A 23,365-nucleotide genomic window follows, 5' to 3' on the forward strand; every position below is an offset into this window, starting at 1 on the left:
TGGATCTTGGCGGTCAGGCGTTTTGCGCATGATTTAACCCCCCGCCAAAGAGGGGCCGTCAGATATTCACAGTATCGGGGAAAGGGTCGTCCAAAGCGTCCAGTCTCCGGGTCAGCAAATGCCCGAGGGACACTTCTATTGCACGGATGCGTGATAGTTGCAAGACTGTCCGTGAATTCAGTCACTTGCCGCCGCGCGTAAATCTTGCTGTCGTGCGAATATTGTCCGCCAGCGGTCGGCCGCACGGCGCCCTAGACTTCGGCGCGCCATGTCGATCGGTGCGAGCACCTCGCGGCCACCCCGCGGTGACCGGAGGAAGGGGACCATGCCGCATGACACGATCCCGGCACGCCGGGAGCCGGCCTCCGCCTTGTCCAGGCTGATGCCGACCGACAGCAGCGCGCTGATCCGCAACGGCCAACGGCACCACCACCATGCCGTGCCGAGGAAATCGCCGAGGGAATATGCGACCAGCGTTTCGCCGATCCGTTCCGCCGGCTGGACCACATGCGCATGGCCGCCGACGACGAGACTGGCGCCGCTTGCCGCCAACCGCCGCGCCGTCTCTCGCGTCGCGGCTTCCGGGAAATGCCGGAACTCGCGGTCCCAATGGGGTACGGCGCAGACGAAGTCGGCCTCGGCCTCGCGCAACGCGGCCCAGCCGCCGTGGTTGAAATCCGCCGCGGTCGTCACCCGGCCCGAAAAGGCATCGGCCGTCTCGTTGCGCCATTGGGTGAAGGCGGCAAGGCCGATCCGCGCCGGACCGGCCCGCACGGTCCGCACGAAGCCATCCCGTGCGGCTCCGATCGTGCGGACGCAAAGCCGGTCGAGCGTCTCCAGCGTCTGCTCGAAGCCGGGGACGCCCTGGTCGAGCGCGTGGTTGTTGGCGAGCGACAGCACCAGCCTGTGCGGGTCGATGGCCGCGGCGGCCAGCGTCTGTTCGAGAAAGCTCCGGGTCATGGCGTGGCGCGTGCCGACTGCGGTGCCAAGCCGGGCGAGGGGGCGAGCCACGATCGGGCTTTCGCAATTGCCGATCACGAGATCGGCTGCGGAGATGGTCTTGCGCAGGCTTTCGTCGATTTCGGGCGACTTGCCGCTCGCCACGGCCGAGATGTCACCGACGAAGACGAGACGCACGTCCGGCGGTGGTGTCCGCGACGATCCCCCCATCGCCGGCAAAAACCCGTTGCGGTCGCCGCCGAGAGACGGAACCAGAAAACGGGGCAGCCAGGAGAGACGATAGGAGAGAGGAAAGTTGCTCGACACCGCGCTCTTCTAATCGTTTGCGGAAGGGCGCGCCAGAAGCTTCGCAGCGTCGCTCCGGCTTTCGCAGCGCGCCCCGAGGAGCGTTCGGCGTGGGTGGTGGGTCCTCGCCTCATGGACCGCGATGCCGTCAGTCGCATCTTGTCGGCCCGGCGGGCTGTCAGGCCCAGGCTCGGATGCTGCAATGCTGCACGCTCGTTCGCAGGGATGCCTTGCGCCGATCAATTTGCGCATCGTGTCTTCCAAGGCGCTGCCGCCTCCTCCTGACAGCGCATTGTCAGCATCGCCGCGACGCGGGGCGGCCCGATGGTGATTGGACTTTCCATTTTGCGGGACTCCACCCATATTCCTGACATGGCCAAATCTCCCGACAGAAAGTCGCCTCCGGCGAATGAGGACCGCTTCGGCGGCCGCAAGCGGCGCAGCCCGCTGACCGACTTCCTCGATGCCTCCGAGCCGCTGGAGGAGGGAGGATTCTCCGAGGCGCCGCAGTCCGACTTTTCCGGTGCGCCCCTGTCCGGATCGGTGTCCGAATGGGCCGAACAGATCGCGCGCGAGGCCGAGGCCGCGCGGCCTGCCAAGAGCGCCAAGCCGGCCAAGAAGGTTCCCGAGCGGTCGGCGGCGCCGACCAAGACGGCCCGCGGCACGTCGATGGGCGGTGCAGCGAGCGCCAAGGAACGCGCGGCTGCCGGCCTCAACCCGGTCGCCGGTCTCGACATTTCGCTCGAAGACGCCGAACATCTCTCCAATTCCGGCGTCACCGCCACTGTCGCAGCGCTCTCCAGGCTGATCGAAAGCGGCAATCCGCTCCACAAGAACGGCAAGATCTGGACGCCGCACCGGCCCGAGCGGCCGGAGAAGTCCGAAGGCGGCATCCGCATCGAGATGAAGTCGGAATTCGCCCCGGCGGGCGACCAGCCCACGGCCATTGCCGACCTCGTCGAAGGCGTCGGCCGGGCCGACCGTACCCAGGTGCTGCTCGGCGTCACCGGCTCCGGCAAGACCTTCACCATGGCCAAGGTGATCGAGGAGACGCAGCGTCCCGCACTGATCCTGGCGCCCAACAAGACGCTCGCCGCCCAGCTCTATGGCGAGTTCAAGCAGTTCTTTCCCGACAATGCGGTCGAGTATTTCGTCTCCTACTACGACTATTACCAGCCGGAGGCCTACGTTCCGCGCACCGACACCTATATCGAGAAGGAATCCTCCATCAACGAGCAGATCGACCGCATGCGCCATTCGGCGACGCGCTCGCTGCTCGAGCGCGACGACGTGATCATCGTCGCCTCGGTGTCCTGCATCTACGGTATCGGCTCGGTCGAGACCTACACCGCCATGACCTTCCAGATGCAGGTCGGCGACCGGCTCGACCAGCGCCAGCTCCTGGCCGATCTCGTCGCCCAGCAGTACAAGCGCCAGGAGGTCAATTTCGTGCGCGGCTCGTTCCGCGTGCGCGGCGACACGATCGAGATCTTTCCGGCTCACCTGGAAGACCGCGCCTGGCGCATCAGCATGTTCGGCGACGAGATCGAGGCGATCACGGAATTCGATCCGCTGACCGGCCAGAAGACGGGCGCTCTGAAGAGCGTGAAGATCTATGCGAATTCGCACTATGTGACGCCGCGGCCTACGCTCAACCAGGCGATCAAGTCGATCCGCGAGGAACTGAAGTTCCGCCTCGACGAACTGACGAGGGCCGGACGGCTGCTCGAGGCGCAGCGGCTGGAGCAGCGTACCCGCTTTGACCTGGAGATGCTGGAGGCGACCGGATCCTGCGCCGGCATCGAGAACTATTCGCGCTATCTCACCGGCCGCCAGCCCGGCGAGCCGCCTCCGACCTTGTTCGAGTACATCCCGGACAACGCGCTGATCTTCATCGACGAGAGCCACGTCACCGTGCCGCAGATCGGCGGCATGTATCGCGGCGACTTCCGGCGCAAGGCGACGCTTGCCGAATACGGCTTCAGGCTGCCGTCCTGCATGGACAACCGGCCGCTGCGCTTCGAGGAATGGGATGCGATGCGTCCGCTGACCGTCGCCGTATCGGCGACGCCGGGCGGCTGGGAAATGGATGAGGCCGGCGGCGTCTTCGCCGAGCAGGTCATCCGCCCGACCGGCCTCATCGATCCGCCGGTGGAGGTGCGCCCGGCCAAGAGCCAGGTCGACGACGTGCTCGGCGAGATCCGGGACACGGCGCGCGCCGGCTATCGCTCGCTGGTGACTGTGCTCACCAAGCGCATGGCCGAGGACCTGACGGAATATCTGCACGAGCAGGGCGTGCGCGTGCGCTACATGCATTCCGACGTCGAGACGCTGGAGCGTATCGAGATCATACGCGATCTGCGCCTTGGCGCCTTCGACGTGCTGGTCGGCATCAACCTGCTGCGCGAGGGCCTCGACATCCCCGAATGCGGTCTCGTCGCCATCCTCGACGCGGACAAGGAAGGCTTCCTGCGCTCCGAAACCTCGCTGATCCAGACGATCGGCCGCGCGGCGCGCAACGTCGACGGACGCGTCGTGCTCTATGCCGATCAGGTCACGGGCTCGATGGAGCGCGCGATGGCCGAGACACAGCGCCGCCGCGAGAAGCAGATGGTCTGGAACGAGGAGAACGGCATCACGCCGGAAAGCGTGAAGTCGCGTATCGCCGACATTCTCGATTCGGTCTACGAGAAGGACCACGTCCGCGCCGACATCTCCGGCTTCGCCGAGAACCAGGGCGCACTCATGGGCAACAACCTCAGGGCGCATCTGGAATATCTCGACAAGCGCATGCGCGACGCCGCGGCCAATCTCGATTTCGAGGAGGCGGCCCGCGTGCGCGACGAGATCAAGCGCCTGCGGGAAGCCGAGCTCGCCGTCTCCGACGATCCGCTGGCGCGCGAGGCGGAGAGCATCAGCCCGGTTTCCGGCCGCGAGAAGGGCAGGCACAACAAGGGGATCGCCCGTCACCGCACGGTCGACGATGGGGAAGGCGGGCGCAAGTCGCTCTTCGCCAAGCCGTCGCTGGACGATATGGGGCCGGGAACCGACATGGCGAAGCCGGCGGGCAAGGGCGGCCTGTTCCGCAAGCCGGATCTCGACGAGATGGGCGGCGACGCGGCCGTTCCAGCCAATGCCGTCCCGCGCTCGCTGTTCAAGAAGCAGTCGCACCAGGAAGCGCATGGCTCGGATTTCGGCATTCCCGGCGAGGGCTCCCTGTTCCGCAAGAACACGCTCGACGAGATGACCGTGCGGCGCACGGAAAAGCCCGCCGAAGGCGCCAGGCCGAAGGCCGCGGACGATGCGCGTCCGGTCCGGCGCGAGCGTGCCGGCATCGGCTCCTACGAGGATCCGGCCGACGAACGCCAGCGCCAGCGCCGGTCGCGCAAATCGGGACGGCCGGGGCATTAATCCAACCTTGCGGCACGTTGCTGCAAGACCGACAAGCCGTCGCCCCTAAGGTCTCAAAGTCGGCTGCGACTGATTGCTGCCGCGGCGGTGAGTGGAAGTTCAGCGCAACCGATTGTAGCGGTAGCGATTGACGATCTCCTGGTTGAAGAAGCGGCCGGGCGAGGGAGCCTCGCGGAAGGCGTCGACGACGATCCACGGTACCTCGAAATAGAGATAAGCGGTGCCGTTGACCAACCGCACTTCGAGTTCGTCGTCATCGGGCGCGTAGCGGATCGGGCGGACGACGCTCGAGCCTGGAAAGTCGGTCTGCTCGACGGTTCTCATCGTCTTTTCTCCGATAAGGCGTCGCCTCGTCCTGGTGCCGATGTGACGGCCTTCGGAACGCCATGATCCTCTCCGAACGCAATGCCGTCAAATCGAAAGCAAGTTTCCTGAACGCAACCCTGCGTTTCCATTCATCGCCCGTTCAGCCGTTCTGCCGCATGTTCCGCGCCATCAGGGACGACCCCGGGGACGAGAGTTCCGCCGGTATCGGCAGGACCCGGAAGCCGCCGGAAACAAAGGAGAATATTCATGCCCGTCATTCGCGGCACCAACTATTCCGAGACGCTCTACGGAACGGCGTATAACGATACGATCTACGGCTATGGCGGCGACGACCTCATCTATGGCTATGGCGGCAACGACCTGATCTATGGCGGGGCCGGCAATGACGACATCCTCGGCGGCAACGGCGTCAACAATCTCTATGGAGGCACGGGCGCCGACTGGTTCATCATGAGCGCGCGTACCACTGGGCTCAGCGACGATTTCATTGCCGACTTCCAGTTCGGCTATGACAAGATCGACGTCTCGGCCTGGGGCATCAGCGACTTCAGCCAGCTCAGGGCTTTCCTGAAGACCGACAAGTATGGTGACGCCTATTTCAACGCCTTCTACAACGGCTACGACCACTATCTGACTGTCGCCGACGTTACCGCCGGCCAGTTGATCTCCAGCGACTTCGTCTATTCGAGTTCAGGCGCCCGCAGCCAGTCCGGTACCTACTATTCCGACATGATGTTCGGCTCCCGCTACAACGATACGCTGTACGGTGCCGGCGGCAACGACATATTGCATGGCGGCCTCGGCAACGACCGAATGAACGGCGGCACCGGCAATGACGATCTCTATGGCGGCGCCGGCTACGACGTGCTGACCGGCGGCGCCGGAGCGGACGCCTTCGTTTTCCAGTCGGTCACCGACAGCGCGCCGAACGCCTATCGCGACCGCATCACCGACTTCGACTACAGGTACGATTTCATCGATCTTTCGCTGATCGACGCGCGGGCGAATGTTGCCGGCAACCAGGCCTTCCAGTGGATCGGCACCGGCAACTTCACCAATTCCGGCCAGCTCAAATATGGCTGGTACGGCAACGACACGATCATCTCTGCGAATACGGACACGGACTCCACTCCGGAATTCCAGATCGTCCTGTCGGGCAGGCATACGCTGCTCGCCGGCGACTTCGTCCTGTAGAAGCGTTTCCGAACTCCTGCCCGGCCGGCCGCTCCGCGGCCGGCCGCATCCGTTTCAGCAGGGGCCTTGGGCGACTACGCGGTAGCCGGCCGAGTCCGCCTCGCATTGATTGCCGAAGGTCCTGACGTTGCTGCCGCGCCGCGCGCAGACCGGGACATATTCGGCGGTGCAGACCCGGTTGCCGCCGTTGCCCCCACCGATGGCGCCGCCGCCTGGAGCGCGGCATTCGCCGCTCGCGATCACGCGGTAGCCGGCTGCAGCCGCCTCGCATTCATTGGCGAAAGTCCTGATACGGTCGCCGCGCCGTGCGCAGACGGGAGCGTATTCGCGTGTGCAGATGCCGGGACGCGGTCCGCCATTGGCGCGGCACTCGCCGCCGCTGACGATACGATATCCGGCCCGTCCGGCCAGGCAGGCATTGGCGAAGGTCTGGCGGTCGCCGCGGCGCTCGCCGCAGACAGGGGCATATTCCCTGGTGCAGAAGCCGGGTTGCGGACCGGGTCTCGGCGGCGGCATCGGTTCCTGGACGGCCACGGTGCACGACAACAACGCGCATGCCGCGAACAGGAGCGCGCCCAGACGCGCGGCCACGGAAGCCGAAACTCTCATGGATGTCTTCCCTCTCCTCCCGTTTTCGAGTCCCGCTCCTCGAATCGGTCGATGGATCATAGCGACAAAGCGCTGGCGCGGGCGGATGGCGTCAACCTACGCTTGTCGCGCACGTTTACAATTCTTGTCCGCCGCAACTTTCGGCGTGCGTTTTCGTGATCGCCGGCCATCCGAAATTCGGCGCCGGCATGGCCGTGCTGCGGGACGCCGAGCCGACACATGCCCACGTTCGACGAAGCTGGCCTTGCTTCCGCCTCGATCCGCTCCCGTAGAGGAGAATATGTCGAAAATAAGTAATTGTTTTTATTATAAAAGTTCATCGTATGTGATTTGTGGCAGGCGCTGGCGCGGCCTATCTCCGTCGTGTCCTCACGGATCAGCAGGACCGTGCGGACGGCAAACAGAACGGGAGTATTCGAGATGAAGAAAATCCTTGCAACGACCGTCGCTTCGCTCGCCTTCATCGGCATGGCCTATGCGGCGACCGTCGAAGGCGTGGTGCAGTCGGTGGATCCGGCCACGCGCACCGTCACGCTCCAGGACGGCAAGAGCTTCGTCGCGCCGGAAGGGACCTCGCTCGATTCCCTCGCCGCCGGCGCCAAGGTCAGATTGACCGTCGACGACACGACGGGCGCCGTCACCGCGATCGACAAGGCCTCCTGATTCCGAAAGTAATGAAGAGACCGGCTCGGATGGGCCGGTCTCTTCGACCTGAGCAAACCGTTCGGGCCGCGGATACGGTCAGAAGACCGTTGGTATCCTGGCGACCACCCAGCCGGTCGTATCGCGTGCCAGCTCGAGGGTGCCGCCCGCCGCACGGCCAAGCCCGTCCTTCACAACGCGATAACCGTCGGAGGCGCGCGCCAGGATGCCGTCGTGCGACGTCACGGTGGCCGGTTCCGCCGCATCTGCCGCTGCCGGTGCGCCGGCTGCCTGCGTCTCGGCTTGTTCGGGGCGATCGAGCTTCGAGCATATCGCCATGACGGTCGGGTAGTCGAAGGCACCACGTACCGCACGGCTCTTCAGCGCAGTTTCGCATTCCTCCATCGTCGTCCATTCCGGCTGATGATCGTGAATGAGTTCGCAGAGCTTGGCGTCGCAGTCGCAGCCGATGATGGCCATCGCGACAACAGCGGATTTCATCATGACATGCCCCTCGTTTTCTTCGCCCGTTTTGTCGGCCCGGATCGGGGCGGGATTGGGCCGGAATGATGGAGGAGCGGTGGCGGGGTGACGGACTTGTTGCGGCAGCATCGAACGGCAGTTTGAGCGAGCCGCCTGAGGCGCCGAATCAACGCCTTGCGACGCTGATTCAGCCGATTGCCGAAAAGAATCCGGATGTCGCGATAAAGCTTTGGGATTCCTTGAGAATTCCAAAGCGTGCGTGTATCGCGACGCCTCAGGGAAACAGCGGATCGGGTGCCATTTCCAGATGCAGCGGCTTGCCGCTCCAGGGATGCGCCTCGCACACCGCTTCGTCGAGCTCTACGCCCAAGCCCGGTTCCTTCGAGGGAATGACGTTGCCGTCCTGCCACTCGATCTTCTTCTTGAGCAGTTTCTCGTGGAATCCGTCCCATTGCTTGAGCGATTCCAGGATCAGGAAGTTCGGCAGCGTGACGGCGAGCTGGATGTTCGCGGCGCCGACGATCGGCCCGCAATAGCAGTGCGGCGCCACCTGGATGTGGTAGGCCTCGGCCATGGCGGCGATCTTCTTGGTCTCGAGGATGCCGCCGGAACGTCCGAGGTCGGGCTGGAGGATCGTTGCGGCCCGGTTCTCGATGACGCGCGCGAACTCCCATTTGCCGGTGAGGCGCTCGCCCGTCGCGATGGGGATCGAGGTGCCGCGCGCCACGTCCGCCATTACCTCCGGCATATCAGGCGGCACCGGCTCCTCGAACCAGAGCGGGTCGTAGGGCTCGATGGCGCGGGCCATGCGGAGCGCGCCCGATGCGGTGAACTGGCCATGCGTGCCGAACAGTATGTCTGCCTTGGTGCCGACGGCCTCGCGGATCGCCTTGACCATGCGCGCCGACAGGTCGATGTCGATCAGCCGGGGCTGATGGCCGTCGAAGGCGGTGTAAGGGCCGGCTGGATCGAGCTTCACGGCGTTGAAGCCCTGCTCGACATAAAGTGCGGCACATTCGGCGGCGAGGTCGGGGTCGTTGTAGACGTTCTTGTCCGGGTTCTCGACCTCGTTGGTGAAGACGCTGCCCGCGTGGGGATAAAGATAGGTGTAGGAGCGCAGCGTCTCGTGGACCTGACCTCCGAGCAGCTTGTAGACGGGCTTGCCGGCTTCCTTGCCGACAATGTCCCAGCAAGCCATTTCCAGCGCCGAGACGCAGCCCATCATGGAGACGTCGGGGCGTTGCGTGAAGCCCGACGAATAGGCCCGCCGGAAGAAGGTCTCGATGTCATGCGGGTCGCGGCCGACAAGGTAGCGGGCGGCGCAGTCCTCGATCATCCTGGCCGTCACATCGGGGCCGAAGGTAGCATTGTAGGCCTCGCCATAACCGACCACGCCGCCATCGGTCGTGAGCTTGACGAAGATGAAATAGCGTCCCCCGATGCCCGGCGGCGGATTGCCGACGACGAAGGTCTTGATGTCTGTGATCTTCATGGATGGTTCCTCCGCGAAACGTATCGGGACCAAGCAGGTTTGCGTGGCTTCAGCCACGCTTCACCTGCTTGGCTACTTCTCTTGCCGCAGGATTTTTTTTCGGAAAACTGTGGCACACTTTTCCGAATCCTGCTCAGGCGTGATCGGCGAGGATGAGGTCTGCCCCCTTCCAGCCGGTCATGATCGAAGCGGCATTGGTGTTGCCGGTGATGTTGCCGGGAAAGACAGACGCATCGACGATGCGCAGGCCGGTGAGCCCATGCGCCTCGAGCTTCGGATCGACGACGGCGAGCGACGGGTCGGGCCCCATGCGGCAGGTCGAGACGGGGTGGTAGACCGTGCCGCTGCGCTTGCGGAAATCCAGGATCAGCTCGTCATCCGTCTTGCATGCCGGTCCCGGCAGGACCTCCTCGGCGATGACTTCGGACATGGCTTTGGTAGCCGCCATGCGGCGCAGGAACTTCACGGCATCGAGCATTTCGGCGACGTCGTCCTCAGTCGAGAAGGCGTTGGCGACGATCTTCGGATAGGCGCGGGGATCGCTGGAGCGGATCATGATCGAGCCGCTGCTGGTCGGCCGGCAATTGGACAGGCCGATCGAGAAGCCCGGCCAGGGGTCCGGCGACAGGATCGGCCGTTCGCCGCTTTTCGGGATGACGGTCGAGAAGGCCTGGAAATAGAGCTGCATGTTGGCGCGCTTGCGCGAGGGATCGGTGCGGAAAAAGCCGCCACCCTGGTTCATGCTCATCGAGAGCGGGCCCCCGCGCAGAAGGATATAGCGAACGCCCACCAAGAGCTTACCCCACCAGGGACGCAGGATCTGGTTGAGCGTCGGCATCGTTGCCTTGTAGGTGTAGTTGATGCCGACATGGTCCTGCAAATTGGCGCCGACATGCTCATTGGCATGGACGATCTCGATGCCGAGATCGCGCAGCAGAGCCGCCGGCCCGACGCCGGAAAGCTGCAGAAGCTGCGGCGAGTTGATCGAGCCGGCGCACAAGACTACCTCCCGGCCGGCGCGGACGGTGTGCGTGCGGCCGTCCTTGAGGTATTCGATGCCGGCCGCGCGTTTGCCCTCGAAGAGGATCCGGGTCGCCAGCGCGTTGGTCTCGACACGCACATTCGGGCGTTTCATGGCCGGACGCAGGAAGGCCCGCGCCGCCGACATGCGGCGGCCGTCCTTCGTGGTGATCTGGTAGACGCCGACGCCGTCCTGCGTGGCTCCGTTGAAATCCGGATTGAAGGGCAGTCCCAGTTCCTCGCCGGCCTTGAGGAAACGAAGGCAGAGCGGATGGACGCGATCGCTGTTGTCGGTGACATGGACCGGACCGCCGCGCCCGCGCCAGGCATCTTCGCCGGCCGCGTTGTCCTCGATCGCCTTGAAGATCGGCAGCAGGTCGTCAAAGCCCCAGCCGGGATTGCCGCCATCGCGCCAGCCGTCGAAATCCTCGCGCTGGCCCCGGACCCAGACCATTGCATTGATCGAACTCGAGCCGCCGAGAAGCTTGCCGCGCGGCCAGTGGTCGGCATTGCCGGCGAGGCCGGGGTCCGGCTCGGCCTTGTAGTTCCAGTTGACGGCGGGGTCGAAGAAGGTCTTCCCGTAGCCGAGCGGCATCTGGACGAAGAAACGGCGGTCCGAGCCGCCCGCTTCCAGGACGAGGACCGAGAAACGTCCGCTTGCGGAAAGACGTTCGGCGACGACCGAGCCGGCGGAGCCGGAGCCGACGATGATGAAATCGTAAGTCTGCATGGACAGGACACTGCTCGGCCGGATGAATCGGGCGAGCCTAGTCTTGCCCGTGCCGTCCCGGCGTCCGGGCTTACGGCATGGCTTGTGAAAAAAGCGACTGCCGGTCGTGGAGCAGACGGCCTGCAACGGGTTATGTCCATGCAACCGCGAGATCGATGCGCCGTTGACGGGCCACGGCGCCCGTCCTACGGACAGGTAACGACGTCGAGAGGGGCGAAGATGGAAGCAGAGCTGGACAAACCGGTGGGGGAATTGACGCTGCGCACGCTCGCCATGCCGGCCGACGCGAATGCGGCCGGAGACATCTTCGGCGGCTGGGTGATGGCGCAGATGGACCTCGCCTGCGGCATCCGCGCCGCCGAGCGGGCGAAAGGCAGGGTGGTCACGGCCGCGGTCAAGGAGATGTCCTTCGCCAAGCCGATGAAGATCGGCGACACGCTTTGCATCTACACGCATATTGAACGGGTCGGCCGGACGTCGATGGTGCTCAAGGTCGAAGCCTGGGCCCAGCGTTACCTGTCCGACCTGATGGAGAAGGTCACCGACGCCGACTTCATCATGGTTCGACTCGACGCCAGCGGCAAGCCGACGCCCGTACCCGAAGCCTGATCCACGAAAGCCTGTCCCCTATGCCGCGTGCGAAGGCTGCGGCGTGTGGACTTCATCGAAACGCCGGCGGGCTTCGTTGACGCGCGCGGTATTCTGCCGCGCCCATTCGCCGAGAGCGTTCACCGGAACGAGCAACTCTCGGCCGAGATCGGTGAGTTCATAGTCGACACGCGGCGGAATGGTCGGAAAGACGGTTCGGGTGACGAAACCGTCGCGCTCCAGTCCGCGCAAGGTCGTCGTCAGCATCTTCTGCGAAATCCCGCCGACCGCCTGTCTCAGTTCGTTGAAACGCATCGGGCCGTCACCCAGCTTGCCGACGACCAGGACAGTCCATTTGTCGCCGACACGCTGAAGAATCTCGCTGACCGCGCGGCAGTCCTCGGAGCGGTGCGGGTGCCTTGGTATCAAAAAGGTGCCTCCTTGCGGGTTCCTATCGTAGTCACCTAGATAGCGTCGGTATCCATTCTATACCAGGGTTCGAAAGGAGAGAACAATGTCCAAACCCAGAATCGCCGTGATCCTCGGATCGACGCGCGAGGCCCGTTTCGCCGATACGCCGGCCGCGTGGATTGCCGAACTTGCGGGCAAGCGCACCGATATCGAGGTTGAGCTGGTCGACTTGCGCGACTATCCGCTGCCGTTCTTCGACGAGGTCGCGTCCTCGCTCTATGTGCCGTCCACCAATGAAGTCGCCCAAAAGTGGCAGGAGAAGGTCGCCGAATTCGACGGTTTCATATTCGTCACCGGCGAATATAGCCGCGGCCCGACGGCGGCGCTGAAGAATGCACTCGACTACGCCTATACCGAGTGGAACAAGAAGGCGGTGGGCTTCGTCGGGTATGGCGGTGTCGGCGGCGCCCGCGCGATCGAGCAGCTTCGCCTCAACGTCATCGAATTGCAGATGGTCCCGGTGCGGACGGCCGTCCACATCGTGTGGGCCGACTATGCCGCGATCAAGGGCGGCCAGAACATCACCGAATTCGGCCATCTCAGTGCCGCTGCCGGCGATATGCTGGACCAGGTTTCCTGGTTCGCCCACGCTTTGAAAGCCGCACGCGATGCGGACGCCGCGACGGCCGATGCCAAGGCCGCCTGAGCAGCCGGGAAGTCCAGGGGTGGCGTCAGGCCACCCTGCAGCGTGTCGGGCGAGCAAGGATTCACGCGACACGCTGGAGGTGCTTGATCTAGCGCATGCCTCATTCCCGAAACCGTAGCGGACTTTCGAGAGACACGGTTTGGAGCATCGGGGTCAGCCGCGGGCTTCGCGGCGCGAGCCGGGGAGGCGCGATGCGAGCACCTTGTCGATGCGTCGCCCGTCGAGATCCACCACCTCGAAGCGCCAGCCCTGTGCATCCACCGACTCACCCGTCGCCGGCAGATGATGCATGTGCGACAGCACATAGCCGGCGACGGTCTCGTAGTCCCGGTTGTGAGGCAGGTCGATGCCGAGCTGGTCGGCCATCTCGTCGGCCTGCATATAGCCGGCGAGCAGCCAGGAGCCGTCTTCGCGCTGCACCATGACGGTGTCGTCCTCGTCGAGATCGGCCCGGAATACGCCGGTGATTGCTTCCAGAATGTCGGCCGGTGTGACGATACCCTCGAAATGTCCGTATTCGTCGTGGACCAAGGCTACCGGGACATCGGATTCCTTCAGCGTGGCAAGGACGTCGAGCGCGTCGGCCTGATCATGGACGATCGGCGCGGACCGCACATATTTGCGCGGCTCGAACGGCTGGCCCGACAGCGCGGCGGCCAGGAGCTCGCGCGACTGGACGACACCGATCATGGCGTCCACCGACCCCTCGCCCACCGGGAGGCGCGAATGCTGGGTTTCGATCAGGAGCTTGCGGGTCGTCGCCTCGTCGGCCTCGACATTGAGCCAGTCGACCTCGGTGCGCGGCGTCATGACAGCGCGCACCGCACGATCGCCGAGCCGCATGACGCCCGCGATCATGCGGCGCTCGTCCGATTCGATCGTGCCGTGATGCTCGGCTTCCGCCACCAGCATCTTGATTTCCTCGTCCGTGACCTTGTCGGCGCTTTCCTTGCGCTGGCCGATCAGCCACAGCACGGCGCGGCCGGAAATGTCGAGCAGCCAGACGATCGGCGCGGCCACTCTCGCAAGCAGGGTCATGGCCGGCGCCACGCGCACGGCGATGGCTTCGGGATTGCGCAGGGCGAGCTGCTTGGGGACGAGTTCGCCGATGATCAGCGAGCCGTAGGTTATCACAGCCACCACGATGCCGACGCCCAGCGCGCTGGCTGCAGCGACGCCCATGCCGTTCTGGATGAGCAGGGCAGACAGGCGTTCGCCGAGCGTGGCGCCGGAGAAGGCGCCGGAGAGGACGCCGACCAGCGTGATGCCGATCTGCACGGTCGAGAGGAACCGTCCCGGATTTTCGCCCAGCGCGAGCGCGCGTGCGGCGCCACCGACGTCCCGCTCGATCATGGCCTTCAGCCGGGCTGGCCTCGAGGAGACGATGGCGAGCTCGGACATCGCCAGCAGGCCGTTCAGGAAGATGAGAACGATGACGGTCCCGATTTCGAAATAAATCATGGCAGACCCAATAGCATTGCGTCCGCCGCCTGATGAAGAGCAAAAAGACTGATCCAGGCGACCATCGTGCCGCAGGGGAAAGCTACTCTCTCAACACGGCGAGCTTGGCGATGCCGTCGGCGAAACAGGGGTCGCCGCCGCCATTGCGCCTGTTTTGCCTCGGTCTCCGGCCCTCAAGCACCAGCGGATGCGATGGCCAAAGCATCAGCGGCAGGCGACGCGGCCGTTGCGACGGGCCTTGATGTCGAAATGGAAGTGGTTGCGGTGGTCCCAGTCATAGCCCGGGCCGAGCACCGTGTTGAAATATTCGCACCCGTCCGCCCGCACCGAATTGAGGAAGCCCCGCTGGCGGAAAGCGAACCAGCCGGGTTTGCGCACATCGATGTCGCGGCCGTTGTTGAGCTCGATGCGCATGATATCGAGCGCGTTGCCCTTCGAATGCTCGGAGGCCACGCCCGTGCCCCTGATCCTGCGGCAGGAGTAGCTCGACCCCTGGTGGATGGTCTTCACGCCCGAGAAGTAGCGGGTGCGCGCCGTGGGGGCCAACTCCCTCCGCGTCCAGGCGGCGAAGGTGGCGGCCATCTCGCAGCGCAGGGTGGCGGCGGGCTTCATCTGGATCCTGCCGATCGCCGAGACCTTCACAGGGTGCTCGATCCGGCACGCCCCACCATCATTGATCGGCGCAAGATCCACATATTGCACGCCCAGCCGCTCCAGTTCCTTGCGGCATGAAACCTCGTCGGCCGGCATGATTTCTGGCTTGGCCGGCGACATTTCCGGCAGCGCCTCGATCGGATTGTCGACGCGGGGGTAGGCGGCGACCATCGGTTCGGTCGGGGCTTCGGGCAGGGCCGGTACCGCCGGCGCGACCGCCGCCATCTCGGTGGGTGCCGGTTCGGCGGGCAGGGTCGCCGTGGCCAGCCCGTCGGATGGGACTGCCGGCGCCGGCGCGTCAGGGAGTGCGGCGGGAGCCAGGTCGTGCGCCGCGCCGGCCGCAAAGGACGCGGTGGTGGTGCCGACATCGACTTCCGGGCGCAGCGAAAGCACATTGTCGGTGCTGCAGGCCGACATCATGGCCGCCGCCAGCAGGGCTGTTCCAAACACCGCGTGTCGCCCCCGGAGGCCGGAGCGACGAAAGTAGATGACGTCGGCGAGGCTGTCGCCGAAGAAGGATGACATCGATCCGTCCCTTTCGCCCGGGACGATAGCGGCGAAGGGTAAAGGAAAGCTCAGCGGCGATGTTTACGGCTATGGCCGAAATCCGGCGATGGTCCAGTTGCTGTCGCTCCGGTCAGATCACCTGGAAATCCGCGTAGGTCAGCGCGAGGTTGGGCGCCAGAGTGGCGAAGTGTGTGGCCCCGCCCGCGGCGGAGCCGTTGGCGTCGTAGAAGAGCTTACCGGTGTCGGTCTCGTAGATGATCCGGTCGTCCGCGTCATGGGCCAGGCCGGTCGTGCTTTTCCAGAACTTGCCGGCTGCGAGCGTTCCTACTATCGCCCCGAGCCCCGGCATTGCCGCGTTCTCGAGTCGAATCGTATCGGCCGCAACATTGAAATCCGTGACGCGATCGACATTGGCGGCCGCATTGAGGGTGGTTCGGAAGTCGAAATAGTCGCTGCCAAGCCCGCCGGTGAGCGTGTCATTACCCCCCATACCGTTGATCACGTTCTTTCCGGCATTGCCGGTGATGGTCTGGGCGATTTCGTTGCCAGTAAGGTTTAGCGCGGTAGCGCCTGCTGCGGAGGTGGTCGCAAGGGCTTCCACATGCTGCCCGGTCGTGAGCGCGTAGCTCACCGAGGTGTAGACAGCGTCCGTGCCCTGGTTCGCGGCCTCGAACACCCTGTCTCCAGCGTTGTCGACAGAAAAGCGGTCATTGCCGAGGCCGCCATACATCCGGTCCGCGCCGCTGCCGCCATTCAGGACGTCGTTGCCCGCATAGCCGTAAAGGAGGTTGTTGGCCGTGCTGCCGGCAATCACGTTGGACAGCGCGTTGCCGAGTCCGGAAATCGCGGAGGAACCGACCAGCGTCAACCTTTCGATCGTCCCATAGCTTGCCAGGTTGCGGCTGATGGTGGAGGTGATGGTGTCGATGCCGGATGTATCGCTGACGACGTCGCTTCCATTCTCCAGGACAAAGGTGTCGTTGCCCGCGGCGCCGATGAGCGTGTCGGCACCGAGGCCGCCGATGAGAACGTCGTTACCATCGTCACCGTAGAGCCTGTCATTTCCTGCGAGGCCGTAGACATAGTCGTTGCCCGTTCCGCCACGCAGGGTATCGTTGCCTAGGCCGCCATAGATCACTTCATGGATCGTATCGTCGTTGAGGATGGTGACGGTGCCGACACTACCCAAGGTCCCGTTCTTGATGACGCTGTTGGGCGTGACGCGCAGCGAGAAGGTTTCTGTGCCTTCGAGCACCCGATCGCCATTCACCGCGACCTGGATTGCAGCGACGGTCTGACCAGCGAGGAAGGTGATGGTTCCGCTCTTGCCGACGTAGTCTGAACCGGCCTTGGCCGTTCCGTCCAAGGTGGTATAGGCGAGCGTCAGGTTGGCCGTGTGGGGCTGCGACAGATGCACCTCGAAGACGGCGTATTTCTGGCCGCTCTGGCCCTCCGCCATGGTCGAACTCGATACGAACATTGCGAGGTTCGAGCCGGTGCCGTCATTATCGAGGATGGTGCCGAGCGTGCGCAGGGTCGGCTCGCCGCCGGCGAGCACGGCATTCGTCGGATTGGACAGTTCGAGCCACATCGATTCGTCGACTTCGTCGACGGTGTCATGATAGGTTTGAATCTCCACATAGCCGACCGTTTCGCCGGCTGCGATCTTCAGGGTCCCACTGCGAGCGTAATAGTCAGAACCGGTTGCCAGGCCGGTTCCCGCAACGGTCTTGTAGGCGACGGAGATCTCGCGGGTCGAAGCGGCTGATAGGGTCACCTTGTACCGCATGACGCCGTTTTCGGTGATTTCGGCCGGCTCGACCGAAAGAACCGGTACGGAACCGGTGCCGGTGTCGTTGTCGAGAATCGTGCCGACGCCGGAAGACCCGAGCGTGCCGTTCTTGATGTTGGAGTCTGGTGTGACGACGAGGGAGAAGCACTCACTTCGTTCGTCGAGCGTGTCGCCATTGACCAGGACTTCGACGGTTGCGACCGTTTGGCCGGCGAGGAAGGTTACGGTGCCGGTCTTGGCGACATAGTCGCTTCCGGCCAGCGCCGATCCATCGGCGGTCCTGTAGGCCAGCGTCATGTTGGCACTGTGCGGCCTGGTCAGATGGACCTCGAAGACCGCCGTCTTCTGGCCGCTGTTGCCTTCAACGAGCGTCGGGCTCGACACGAAAAGTCCGAGATTCGAACCGGTGCCGTCGTCGTCAAGCACGGTTCCGAGCGCGCGCAGGCTCGGCTCCCCGCCGGCGAGGACGGCATTCGCCGGGTTGAACAGGTCGAGCCAGATCGATTCGTCGACTTCGTCGGCCGTGTCGTGATAGGTCTGGATTTCGATGTAGCCGACGGTCTCGCCGGCCGCGATCGTGAGGGTGGCGGAACGGGCATAATAGTCCGAGCCGGTCGCGTTGGCGGTTCCTGTCACCGTCTTGTATTCGACAGTGACTTCATCGACGGAAGGTGACGACAATGTCACCTTGTAACGCAGGGCGCCATTTTCGGTGATTTCGCCGGGTTCGATCGACAGGACCGGCAAAGCGCCGGTGCCGGTATCGTTGTCCAGAATCGTCCCGGTACCGGTGGAGCCCAGGGTTCCGTTCTTGATATTGGTGTCTGGTGTCACGACGAGGGAGAAGAACTCGCTTCGTTCGTCGAGCGTGTCGCCATTGACCAGGACTTCGACCGTCTTGACCGTTTCGCCGGCGAGGAAGGTGACGGAGCCGGCCTTGGCGATGTAGTCGCTTCCAGCCTTGGCGGAACCGTCGGCAGTCCGGTAGGCGAAGGTGAGATCACCCGCATTCGGCCGCGAAAGATGCACTTCGAACACCGCGACCTTCTGGCCGTTATTGCCTTCGACGAGGGTGGGGCTCGATACGAAAAGCGAAAGATTCGACCCGGACCCGTCGTCGTCAAGCATGGTGCCAAGAGCCCGCACCGTCGGTTCGCCGCCGGCGAAGGTCGCGTTGGTGGGGTTGAACAGATCGAGCCAGATCGATTCATCGACTTCATCGGCGGTGTCATGGTATGTCTGGATTTCGATATAGCCGACGTTCTCTCCAGCCGCGATGACGAGCGTCCCCGACCGCGCATAGTAGTCGGAGCCGGTTGGGCTGGCGGTGCCGGGAATGGTTTTGTAGTCGATCCTGATCTCGTCGACCGATGATTCCGACAACGCGACAGCGAAACGAAGCCTTCCGTTTTCCGGACTATCCGCGCGTTCGACGGTGATCGTTGGAACGGCCATATCCAACTCCCAAGCTTTCAGTTGCCAAATTTTTCGGCAAGTGATCAGGCGGATGCCGTTCCAATCAATTCAGGAAAACGGCTTATCCTATTCTTGATAAATATTTCGGGCGGTGGTTCTAAATCTCTTTCATTCTTACCGGCAATACGTCGCGCCGCTTCGGCGATGTGCAAGGTCGAGATGGAAGTGCTGTGCATGGTCGGCGTCTGTGCCGGGGCCGAGCACCGTCTTGAAGGGGCCGCAGGCTGTCATGCGCACCCGTGCCAGGAAATCCGCGTCCTTGGGAGCGCTGGTCGCCGTGACCGCGATCGACCGGCCGTCGGCGAGAGAGAAGCTGCCGATGTCGAGCGCGTTGCCGAATGCGTGCTCGGAAAGCTTGGTGGTGCCGTTGCGTGGCCGGCAGACATAGGCGGAACTGTTGCCGATCGCGACGAGTTCGGACCCGAGGATAGATTTCGCGGCCGGCGCGATCACTTCGGCAGTGAGCTTCGCGGCCGCTTCGGCCGTTGCACAGTTCAGGACGGCTGCCGGGCTGAGCTCGACGCCCGGGCCGAGGGAGCGCACGGTCAGGGGATGCGGAACGGAGCAGCCAGTTGGATCGGAGACGGGGGCGTGTTCCGTGAACTCGACGCCCCGTGCGCGCAGCCGGGAACGGCAGGCCAATTCCTCGGTCGCGACCGGTGGAGTTTTGCTGCGAGGTGTGTCGCCCGTCTCCCGCGCTGAAGACGTGCCGGGATCGGGACGGGGTTCCGGCGAAGGCGCCTTGGACGCTTCGGAGGCCGTCTCCTCCCTCGGTCCCGTGTCAGGCCTTGGTTCCGGTCGCGGCGGCCTGGTGATCTCGGCAGGCTGGCGTGGCGAGGCCGTCGGCCGGGGGGCGGTCGGTGGAAGCGTTGGCGTCACAGCGCCGGCCTCGATGGAGAAGGCGAGAAGGGCCGTGACGGCACTCAGGCCCTTCGTTCGGAATGTTGCCATATCGGCAACATGGCGTCCTGCCGAACCACATCAACGACCGGCGCCATCACTTTGAATTACGCGAAATTACCGGCTCCGGTTGGAGAGTCGGACCGTCAGGCGCCGATCGCCTCCAGACCTTCCTCCAGATAGTCGGCGAGCATCGGCATCCCCAGCAGATAGGAGGAGGTACGTTTGTTGCCGCGCTGTCGGGCCTCGGCCACGGCCTCGACCCATTCCGCCGCGTCGAAATCTCCGCGCCCGACCCAGGCGAGCGCCACCAATTCGGCCGCCTCGTCGATGTTGAGATCGTCGATCAGCTCCCGCAACTCCTCTTCGGTGAGGTTCTCCTCCTCCTCTTCGGCGAGCCCATCGTGGTTGTGGCTTTCGCGCGCGTCGCCGTCGAGCTCGACCTCATGCTCGCTGCCGTCGGTGTAGTCGTCGTTCAGGGCGGCGCTGATGGCTTTGGCCTTCAGGATGAACAGCCGTACGGTATCAGGGCCGATGGCGAGCTCCCATTCCCTTTCGGATTGCCGATGCACAGGCCAACTCCTTGTCCGCGCTCGGCAACATAGCGCATTTCGGGCGCCGGAGCAGCATGTTCGCTTGGACACCGATTGACAGGAGGCCGGCATAGACTCAAATGCGCCGTCTCTCCCTTGGAACAACCTCCCATGTCGTCCCTGCTTTCGCCGAAGATCCTGCCGATTGTTCTGCTTGTTGCCTCGAACGTCTTCATGACATTCGCCTGGTACGGCCATCTGAAGTTCAAGATGGCGCCGCTCTACGCGGCCGTCATATTGAGCTGGGCCATAGCGTTTTTCGAATACTGGCTCGCCGTACCCGCCAATCGCATCGGGCACCAAGTCTATTCGGCTGCGGAACTGAAGACGATGCAGGAGGTCATCACGCTGGCCGTCTTCGTCCTCTTTTCAATTTTCTATCTGAGGGAGGCGATCACCTGGAACCATGTACTGGGTTTCGTCCTCATTGCCGGCGGCGCTGCGCTGATCTTTCGAGGATAGGCCGCCGCTGGTCATGGCCGGCCGATCGTCTTCAAATGTGATCCGGTCGTGTCGGCGGGCGGGAATAATCGATTTCAGGCAAGCGTTGGGGTCTCCATGCACCTCTCTTTCCAGGAGGGATCCATGCACGGAAAACTCGCCAAGCGCCTCGCCTCGGCGCTGCTCGTACTGCCTTTGCTCGGGGTCCCGGTCCATGCTGCGGGCGGCGGGGGAGGCGGAGGTGGCTCCGATGGAGGCGGCGGAGGTGGCTCCGGTGGAGGCTCCGGCGGAGGTTCCGGTGGAGGCTCCGGCGGCGGCAACGGCGGCGACTCGCCGACCATCATGAAATGCAGGAAGGGCCAGGTCTGGAACACTCGCAGGCAGAGATGCGTCATCCCCAGGCAGGGGCAGCTCGACGACGACAGCATCTACGACGCCGGACGAGAATTCGCGCTGGCCGGGCGCTACGGCGAGGCGATCGCCGTGCTCAGCCTCGCCTCCGAGAAGTCGGACCCGCGGATCCTCAACTATCTCGGCTATTCGCACCGCATGCAGGGGCGCGTGCTGGTCGGCCTCGGCTATTACGAGGAAGCGCTGCGCGTCAATCCGGACTACACGCTGGCGCGGGAGTATCTGGGCGAGGCCCATCTCCAGCTCGGCAACGTCAAGGCCGCTCTTGGGCAACTGACGGAGATCGAGAAACGCTGCGGCAAGGGCTGCAGGGAATATACCGAACTCGCCGACAGGATCGCGGCGTTCGGGAAGCGGGGCTGAGGCAGGGCCAGACCCCGGGGCGTGGGCGTCCTCTCCGCCGGCCGGCGCGGGGTGCCGGCGGAAGGACGACCATGAATCACGACCGGTAACCCGAACGCCTCCGGGCGTTGCACCACCGCCTATCGTCCCCGCGACAACCGCACGACCGCACCATCGTCTTCGTCGGTCAGCAACCAGACCGCGCCATCGGGCGCAATGGCCACGTCCCGGATGCGGCCGAACTCTTCTTTCAGCATACGCTCCTCGCCGACGATCTCGCCCGCTTCGTTGCGGTCAAGCCGAGCCAGGAGTTCGAACTTCAGCGATCCGACGAGGAGGTCGCCCTTCCATTCCGGGAACATATCGCCTTGATAGGAAGCGAGCCCCGACGGCGCGATGGACGGATCCCAATAATAGAGCGGCTGTTCGTAGCCGGGGGCCTCGGTGCCGATGCCGATCTTCGTGCCGGAATAGTTGACGCCATAGGAGATCACCGGCCAGCCGTAGTTCTTGCCCGCTTCCGGCCGATTGACTTCATCGCCGCCCTTGGCGCCGTGCTCGACCGTGACGAGGCCGTCCCAGACCGGATCGAAGACCGCACCCTGGATGTTGCGATGGCCTTTCGACCAGAGTTCCGGCAGCCAGTCGGCGCCCTCGGGAGACGTATTGCCTGGCGGCACGGATCCGTCGGTGTTTATCCTTATCACCGCACCGGCGCTGTCGCGTGGATCCTGGGCCCGATCGCCTTGTCCGCGGTCGCCGGTGGTGATGAACAACGTCCCATCGGGTCCGAATACCAGCCGCGATCCAAAATGCTGCGTCTTGCCGGTCTTGCGGGCCATCGAGAAGATGGTCCTGACGTCCTCCAGCCGTGCCGTGCCGCCGTCCATTGCAAGCCGCGCGCGTGCCACGGCGGTGCCGGCGCCGCCTTTTCCCGGCTCAGAGAAACTGAAGAAGATCGTTTCGGAGGAGGCGAAGTCGGGAGCCACGGCCACGTCGAGAAGGCCTCCCTGACCGCTGGCGGCGACCTTGGGTACACCCTCGACCGGATCAGAAAGTGCTCCTCCCGTCCAAAGCCGCATGCGTCCGGGCCGCTCGGTGACGATCGCGCTTCCGTCGGGGAGGAAATCGAGACCCCAGGGGTGCTCCAGCCCGTCGGCGACGATCGACGCCGTCACCGCCACCCTGTCCGTGACGATCGCGCGCTCATCGGCCATGGCGCCGGCGGCGCCGAGTGCTGTCCATGAAACGAGGGCGAGGGCAAAGCGGGCACGAATCTTCGGCATGATCCCGACATAGGTATGTGATCGTATCGCGCAAGGTCCGCACCAAGCACAGGCGGTAAAAGGCGTCCGTGCTGGATCACAAGCGGGTGAATGAATCGTCTGATATGCGTGGTGACAACGACAATCCCGAAAAGGGAGAGAAGCAGGATTTCCGTGCATCGCGCCTGGCGGTCTTCCTGCCGACGCTGGTGATCGCGATCGGTTCCTGCGCGCTGCTTGTCCTGCTCGGGTTCTCCGGGAAATGGGGAACCGTTCCGGCATGGCTCTGCCTGGCCATGCTGACGATGGTGCCGGCGCTCGCTGTTCATGCCCTGCTGCGGGCCCTGACCACCAGGGTGATGCTGCTCAGGGACGCCGTGCGGATCGAACGCGGCTTCCCGTCGTCGCGTGGTGTCGACATTCCCTATGCGCTCATCAAGGGCATGCGCGTCACGCAGCGGCCGGCGATACGGCCAAGGAGGCGCGGGACGCTCGTCTTCATGCTTGCCGACGGGACGAAGGTCGCGGTACCCGATCTGTTCGACGCTGACCGTGCGATAGCTGCCATCCGGGGGCTGGCCGAAGAAAATCTTGCGACTGTCGCAATGCCCGCGCGCTCCGCAAGGCCCTGCGATGAAGAATCGGCGATTGTGGGATGAGGAACG

General features: G+C 64.3%; 21 protein-coding genes. 8 read left to right on the plus strand and 13 right to left on the minus strand.

Going from position 1 to position 23,365, the window contains the following annotated elements:
• Window positions 1-177: 177 nt before the first annotated feature.
• The gene (locus JN302_RS17475) at window positions 178-1,266 is read right to left on the minus strand and encodes a CapA family protein (RefSeq protein WP_244743363.1); all 1,089 of its coding nucleotides are present in this window, start codon (window positions 1,264-1,266) and stop codon (window positions 178-180) included.
• A 351-nt stretch (window positions 1,267-1,617) separates the two neighbouring features.
• On the opposite strand from JN302_RS17475, the gene uvrB reads away from it, so the two are divergent.
• A complete protein-coding gene (uvrB, locus tag JN302_RS17480; protein ID WP_202313737.1) occupies window positions 1,618-4,656 on the plus strand; it encodes an excinuclease ABC subunit UvrB in 3,039 nt (1,012 codons plus the stop codon).
• A 99-nt stretch (window positions 4,657-4,755) separates the two neighbouring features.
• On the opposite strand, the gene JN302_RS17485 is transcribed toward uvrB, so the two are convergent.
• Window positions 4,756-4,980, minus strand: a complete 225-nt coding sequence (locus JN302_RS17485; protein WP_202313739.1) for a KTSC domain-containing protein — start codon at window positions 4,978-4,980, stop codon at window positions 4,756-4,758.
• 249 nt (window positions 4,981-5,229) lie between these two features.
• Between JN302_RS17485 and JN302_RS17490 the strand changes: the two genes are divergently transcribed.
• Window positions 5,230-6,177 carry a calcium-binding protein gene (locus JN302_RS17490; protein WP_202333905.1) on the plus strand — a complete coding sequence of 316 codons (948 nt, stop codon included), beginning with the start codon at window positions 5,230-5,232 and terminating at the stop codon, window positions 6,175-6,177.
• A gap of 54 nt (window positions 6,178-6,231) precedes the next feature.
• On the opposite strand, the gene JN302_RS17495 is transcribed toward JN302_RS17490, so the two are convergent.
• Window positions 6,232-6,786 (minus strand): Kazal-type serine protease inhibitor family protein, encoded by a 555-nt coding sequence (locus JN302_RS17495; protein WP_202313741.1) that lies wholly within the window; start codon window positions 6,784-6,786, stop codon window positions 6,232-6,234.
• 420 nt (window positions 6,787-7,206) lie between these two features.
• Here JN302_RS17495 and JN302_RS17500 point away from each other — a divergent pair, with 420 nt between their 5' ends.
• On the plus strand, window positions 7,207-7,449 hold the full coding sequence (locus tag JN302_RS17500; RefSeq protein WP_202313742.1) for a DUF1344 domain-containing protein: 243 nt from the start codon (window positions 7,207-7,209) through the stop codon (window positions 7,447-7,449).
• Window positions 7,450-7,527: 78 nt separating this feature from the next.
• Here the strand turns inward: JN302_RS17500 and JN302_RS17505 are convergent, their stop codons facing one another.
• The 3 genes from JN302_RS17505 to JN302_RS17515 form a co-directional block, all read right to left on the minus strand.
• The gene (locus JN302_RS17505; protein WP_202313743.1) at window positions 7,528-7,932 is read right to left on the minus strand and encodes a hypothetical protein; all 405 of its coding nucleotides are present in this window, start codon (window positions 7,930-7,932) and stop codon (window positions 7,528-7,530) included.
• Window positions 7,933-8,185: 253 nt separating this feature from the next.
• Window positions 8,186-9,403 (minus strand): mandelate racemase/muconate lactonizing enzyme family protein, encoded by a 1,218-nt coding sequence (locus tag JN302_RS17510; RefSeq protein WP_202313744.1) that lies wholly within the window; start codon window positions 9,401-9,403, stop codon window positions 8,186-8,188.
• Between the two features lie 133 nt (window positions 9,404-9,536).
• The gene (locus JN302_RS17515; RefSeq protein WP_202313745.1) at window positions 9,537-11,153 is read right to left on the minus strand and encodes a GMC family oxidoreductase; all 1,617 of its coding nucleotides are present in this window, start codon (window positions 11,151-11,153) and stop codon (window positions 9,537-9,539) included.
• A 219-nt stretch (window positions 11,154-11,372) separates the two neighbouring features.
• On the opposite strand from JN302_RS17515, the gene JN302_RS17520 reads away from it, so the two are divergent.
• The gene (locus JN302_RS17520) at window positions 11,373-11,762 is read left to right on the plus strand and encodes an acyl-CoA thioesterase (RefSeq protein ID WP_202313746.1); all 390 of its coding nucleotides are present in this window, start codon (window positions 11,373-11,375) and stop codon (window positions 11,760-11,762) included.
• A gap of 18 nt (window positions 11,763-11,780) precedes the next feature.
• Here JN302_RS17520 and JN302_RS17525 read toward each other — a convergent pair whose 3' ends face one another.
• Complete coding sequence (locus JN302_RS17525) at window positions 11,781-12,170, minus strand: winged helix-turn-helix transcriptional regulator (protein WP_202313748.1); 390 nt, start codon at window positions 12,168-12,170, stop codon at window positions 11,781-11,783.
• An 85-nt stretch (window positions 12,171-12,255) separates the two neighbouring features.
• Here JN302_RS17525 and JN302_RS17530 point away from each other — a divergent pair, with 85 nt between their 5' ends.
• Window positions 12,256-12,858, plus strand: a complete 603-nt coding sequence (locus tag JN302_RS17530; protein ID WP_202313750.1) for an NADPH-dependent FMN reductase — start codon at window positions 12,256-12,258, stop codon at window positions 12,856-12,858.
• Between the two features lie 153 nt (window positions 12,859-13,011).
• On the opposite strand, the gene JN302_RS17535 is transcribed toward JN302_RS17530, so the two are convergent.
• From JN302_RS17535 to JN302_RS17555, 5 genes are all read right to left on the minus strand, one after another.
• A complete protein-coding gene (locus JN302_RS17535) occupies window positions 13,012-14,319 on the minus strand; it encodes a hemolysin family protein (RefSeq protein ID WP_202313752.1) in 1,308 nt (435 codons plus the stop codon).
• A 204-nt stretch (window positions 14,320-14,523) separates the two neighbouring features.
• On the minus strand, window positions 14,524-15,498 hold the full coding sequence (locus tag JN302_RS17540; protein WP_446720731.1) for an extensin-like domain-containing protein: 975 nt from the start codon (window positions 15,496-15,498) through the stop codon (window positions 14,524-14,526).
• 112 nt (window positions 15,499-15,610) lie between these two features.
• Entirely contained in the window at window positions 15,611-18,727 is a 3,117-nt protein-coding gene (locus JN302_RS17545; RefSeq protein WP_202333906.1) for a Calx-beta domain-containing protein, read from the minus strand.
• A gap of 135 nt (window positions 18,728-18,862) precedes the next feature.
• Window positions 18,863-19,699: an extensin-like domain-containing protein gene (locus tag JN302_RS17550; protein WP_202313755.1), complete on the minus strand. Its 837-nt coding sequence runs from the start codon at window positions 19,697-19,699 to the stop codon at window positions 18,863-18,865.
• A gap of 95 nt (window positions 19,700-19,794) precedes the next feature.
• Window positions 19,795-20,220 carry a DUF3775 domain-containing protein gene (locus JN302_RS17555; RefSeq protein ID WP_202313756.1) on the minus strand — a complete coding sequence of 142 codons (426 nt, stop codon included), beginning with the start codon at window positions 20,218-20,220 and terminating at the stop codon, window positions 19,795-19,797.
• A 132-nt stretch (window positions 20,221-20,352) separates the two neighbouring features.
• Between JN302_RS17555 and JN302_RS17560 the strand changes: the two genes are divergently transcribed.
• Window positions 20,353-20,703, plus strand: a complete 351-nt coding sequence (locus JN302_RS17560) for a DMT family protein (RefSeq protein WP_202313757.1) — start codon at window positions 20,353-20,355, stop codon at window positions 20,701-20,703.
• A gap of 123 nt (window positions 20,704-20,826) precedes the next feature.
• Window positions 20,827-21,456: a tetratricopeptide repeat protein gene (locus JN302_RS17565; protein ID WP_202333907.1), complete on the plus strand. Its 630-nt coding sequence runs from the start codon at window positions 20,827-20,829 to the stop codon at window positions 21,454-21,456.
• Between the two features lie 119 nt (window positions 21,457-21,575).
• On the opposite strand, the gene JN302_RS17570 is transcribed toward JN302_RS17565, so the two are convergent.
• Window positions 21,576-22,721 carry a PQQ-dependent sugar dehydrogenase gene (locus JN302_RS17570; RefSeq protein ID WP_202333908.1) on the minus strand — a complete coding sequence of 382 codons (1,146 nt, stop codon included), beginning with the start codon at window positions 22,719-22,721 and terminating at the stop codon, window positions 21,576-21,578.
• 104 nt (window positions 22,722-22,825) lie between these two features.
• Between JN302_RS17570 and JN302_RS17575 the strand changes: the two genes are divergently transcribed.
• Window positions 22,826-23,359 carry a PH domain-containing protein gene (locus JN302_RS17575; protein WP_202313760.1) on the plus strand — a complete coding sequence of 178 codons (534 nt, stop codon included), beginning with the start codon at window positions 22,826-22,828 and terminating at the stop codon, window positions 23,357-23,359.
• Window positions 23,360-23,365 lie beyond the last annotated feature (6 nt).

The sequence above is a fragment of the Mesorhizobium sp. L-8-3 genome (assembly GCF_016756615.1).
In the GTDB taxonomy this organism is placed as follows: Bacteria; Pseudomonadota; Alphaproteobacteria; order Rhizobiales; family Rhizobiaceae.

Coding starts and splice junctions, on each gene's coding strand:
- JN302_RS17565 (WP_202333907.1), top strand. CDS start 20,827: ATGCACGGAAAACTCGCCAAGCGCCTCGCCTCGGCGCTGCTCGTACTG.
- JN302_RS17485 (WP_202313739.1), bottom strand. CDS start 4,980: ATGAGAACCGTCGAGCAGACCGACTTTCCAGGCTCGAGCGTCGTCCGC.
- JN302_RS17535 (WP_202313752.1), bottom strand. CDS start 14,319: ATGATTTATTTCGAAATCGGGACCGTCATCGTTCTCATCTTCCTGAAC.
- JN302_RS17530 (WP_202313750.1), top strand. CDS start 12,256: ATGTCCAAACCCAGAATCGCCGTGATCCTCGGATCGACGCGCGAGGCC.
- uvrB (WP_202313737.1), top strand. CDS start 1,618: ATGGCCAAATCTCCCGACAGAAAGTCGCCTCCGGCGAATGAGGACCGC.
- JN302_RS17520 (WP_202313746.1), top strand. CDS start 11,373: ATGGAAGCAGAGCTGGACAAACCGGTGGGGGAATTGACGCTGCGCACG.
- JN302_RS17495 (WP_202313741.1), bottom strand. CDS start 6,786: ATGAGAGTTTCGGCTTCCGTGGCCGCGCGTCTGGGCGCGCTCCTGTTC.
- JN302_RS17500 (WP_202313742.1), top strand. CDS start 7,207: ATGAAGAAAATCCTTGCAACGACCGTCGCTTCGCTCGCCTTCATCGGC.
- JN302_RS17560 (WP_202313757.1), top strand. CDS start 20,353: ATGTCGTCCCTGCTTTCGCCGAAGATCCTGCCGATTGTTCTGCTTGTT.
- JN302_RS17575 (WP_202313760.1), top strand. CDS start 22,826: ATGCGTGGTGACAACGACAATCCCGAAAAGGGAGAGAAGCAGGATTTC.
- JN302_RS17505 (WP_202313743.1), bottom strand. CDS start 7,932: ATGATGAAATCCGCTGTTGTCGCGATGGCCATCATCGGCTGCGACTGC.
- JN302_RS17550 (WP_202313755.1), bottom strand. CDS start 19,699: ATGGCAACATTCCGAACGAAGGGCCTGAGTGCCGTCACGGCCCTTCTC.
- JN302_RS17490 (WP_202333905.1), top strand. CDS start 5,230: ATGCCCGTCATTCGCGGCACCAACTATTCCGAGACGCTCTACGGAACG.
- JN302_RS17545 (WP_202333906.1), bottom strand. CDS start 18,727: ATGGCCGTTCCAACGATCACCGTCGAACGCGCGGATAGTCCGGAAAAC.
- JN302_RS17540 (WP_446720731.1), bottom strand. CDS start 15,498: ATGTCATCCTTCTTCGGCGACAGCCTCGCCGACGTCATCTACTTTCGT.
- JN302_RS17515 (WP_202313745.1), bottom strand. CDS start 11,153: ATGCAGACTTACGATTTCATCATCGTCGGCTCCGGCTCCGCCGGCTCG.
- JN302_RS17570 (WP_202333908.1), bottom strand. CDS start 22,721: ATGCCGAAGATTCGTGCCCGCTTTGCCCTCGCCCTCGTTTCATGGACA.
- JN302_RS17510 (WP_202313744.1), bottom strand. CDS start 9,403: ATGAAGATCACAGACATCAAGACCTTCGTCGTCGGCAATCCGCCGCCG.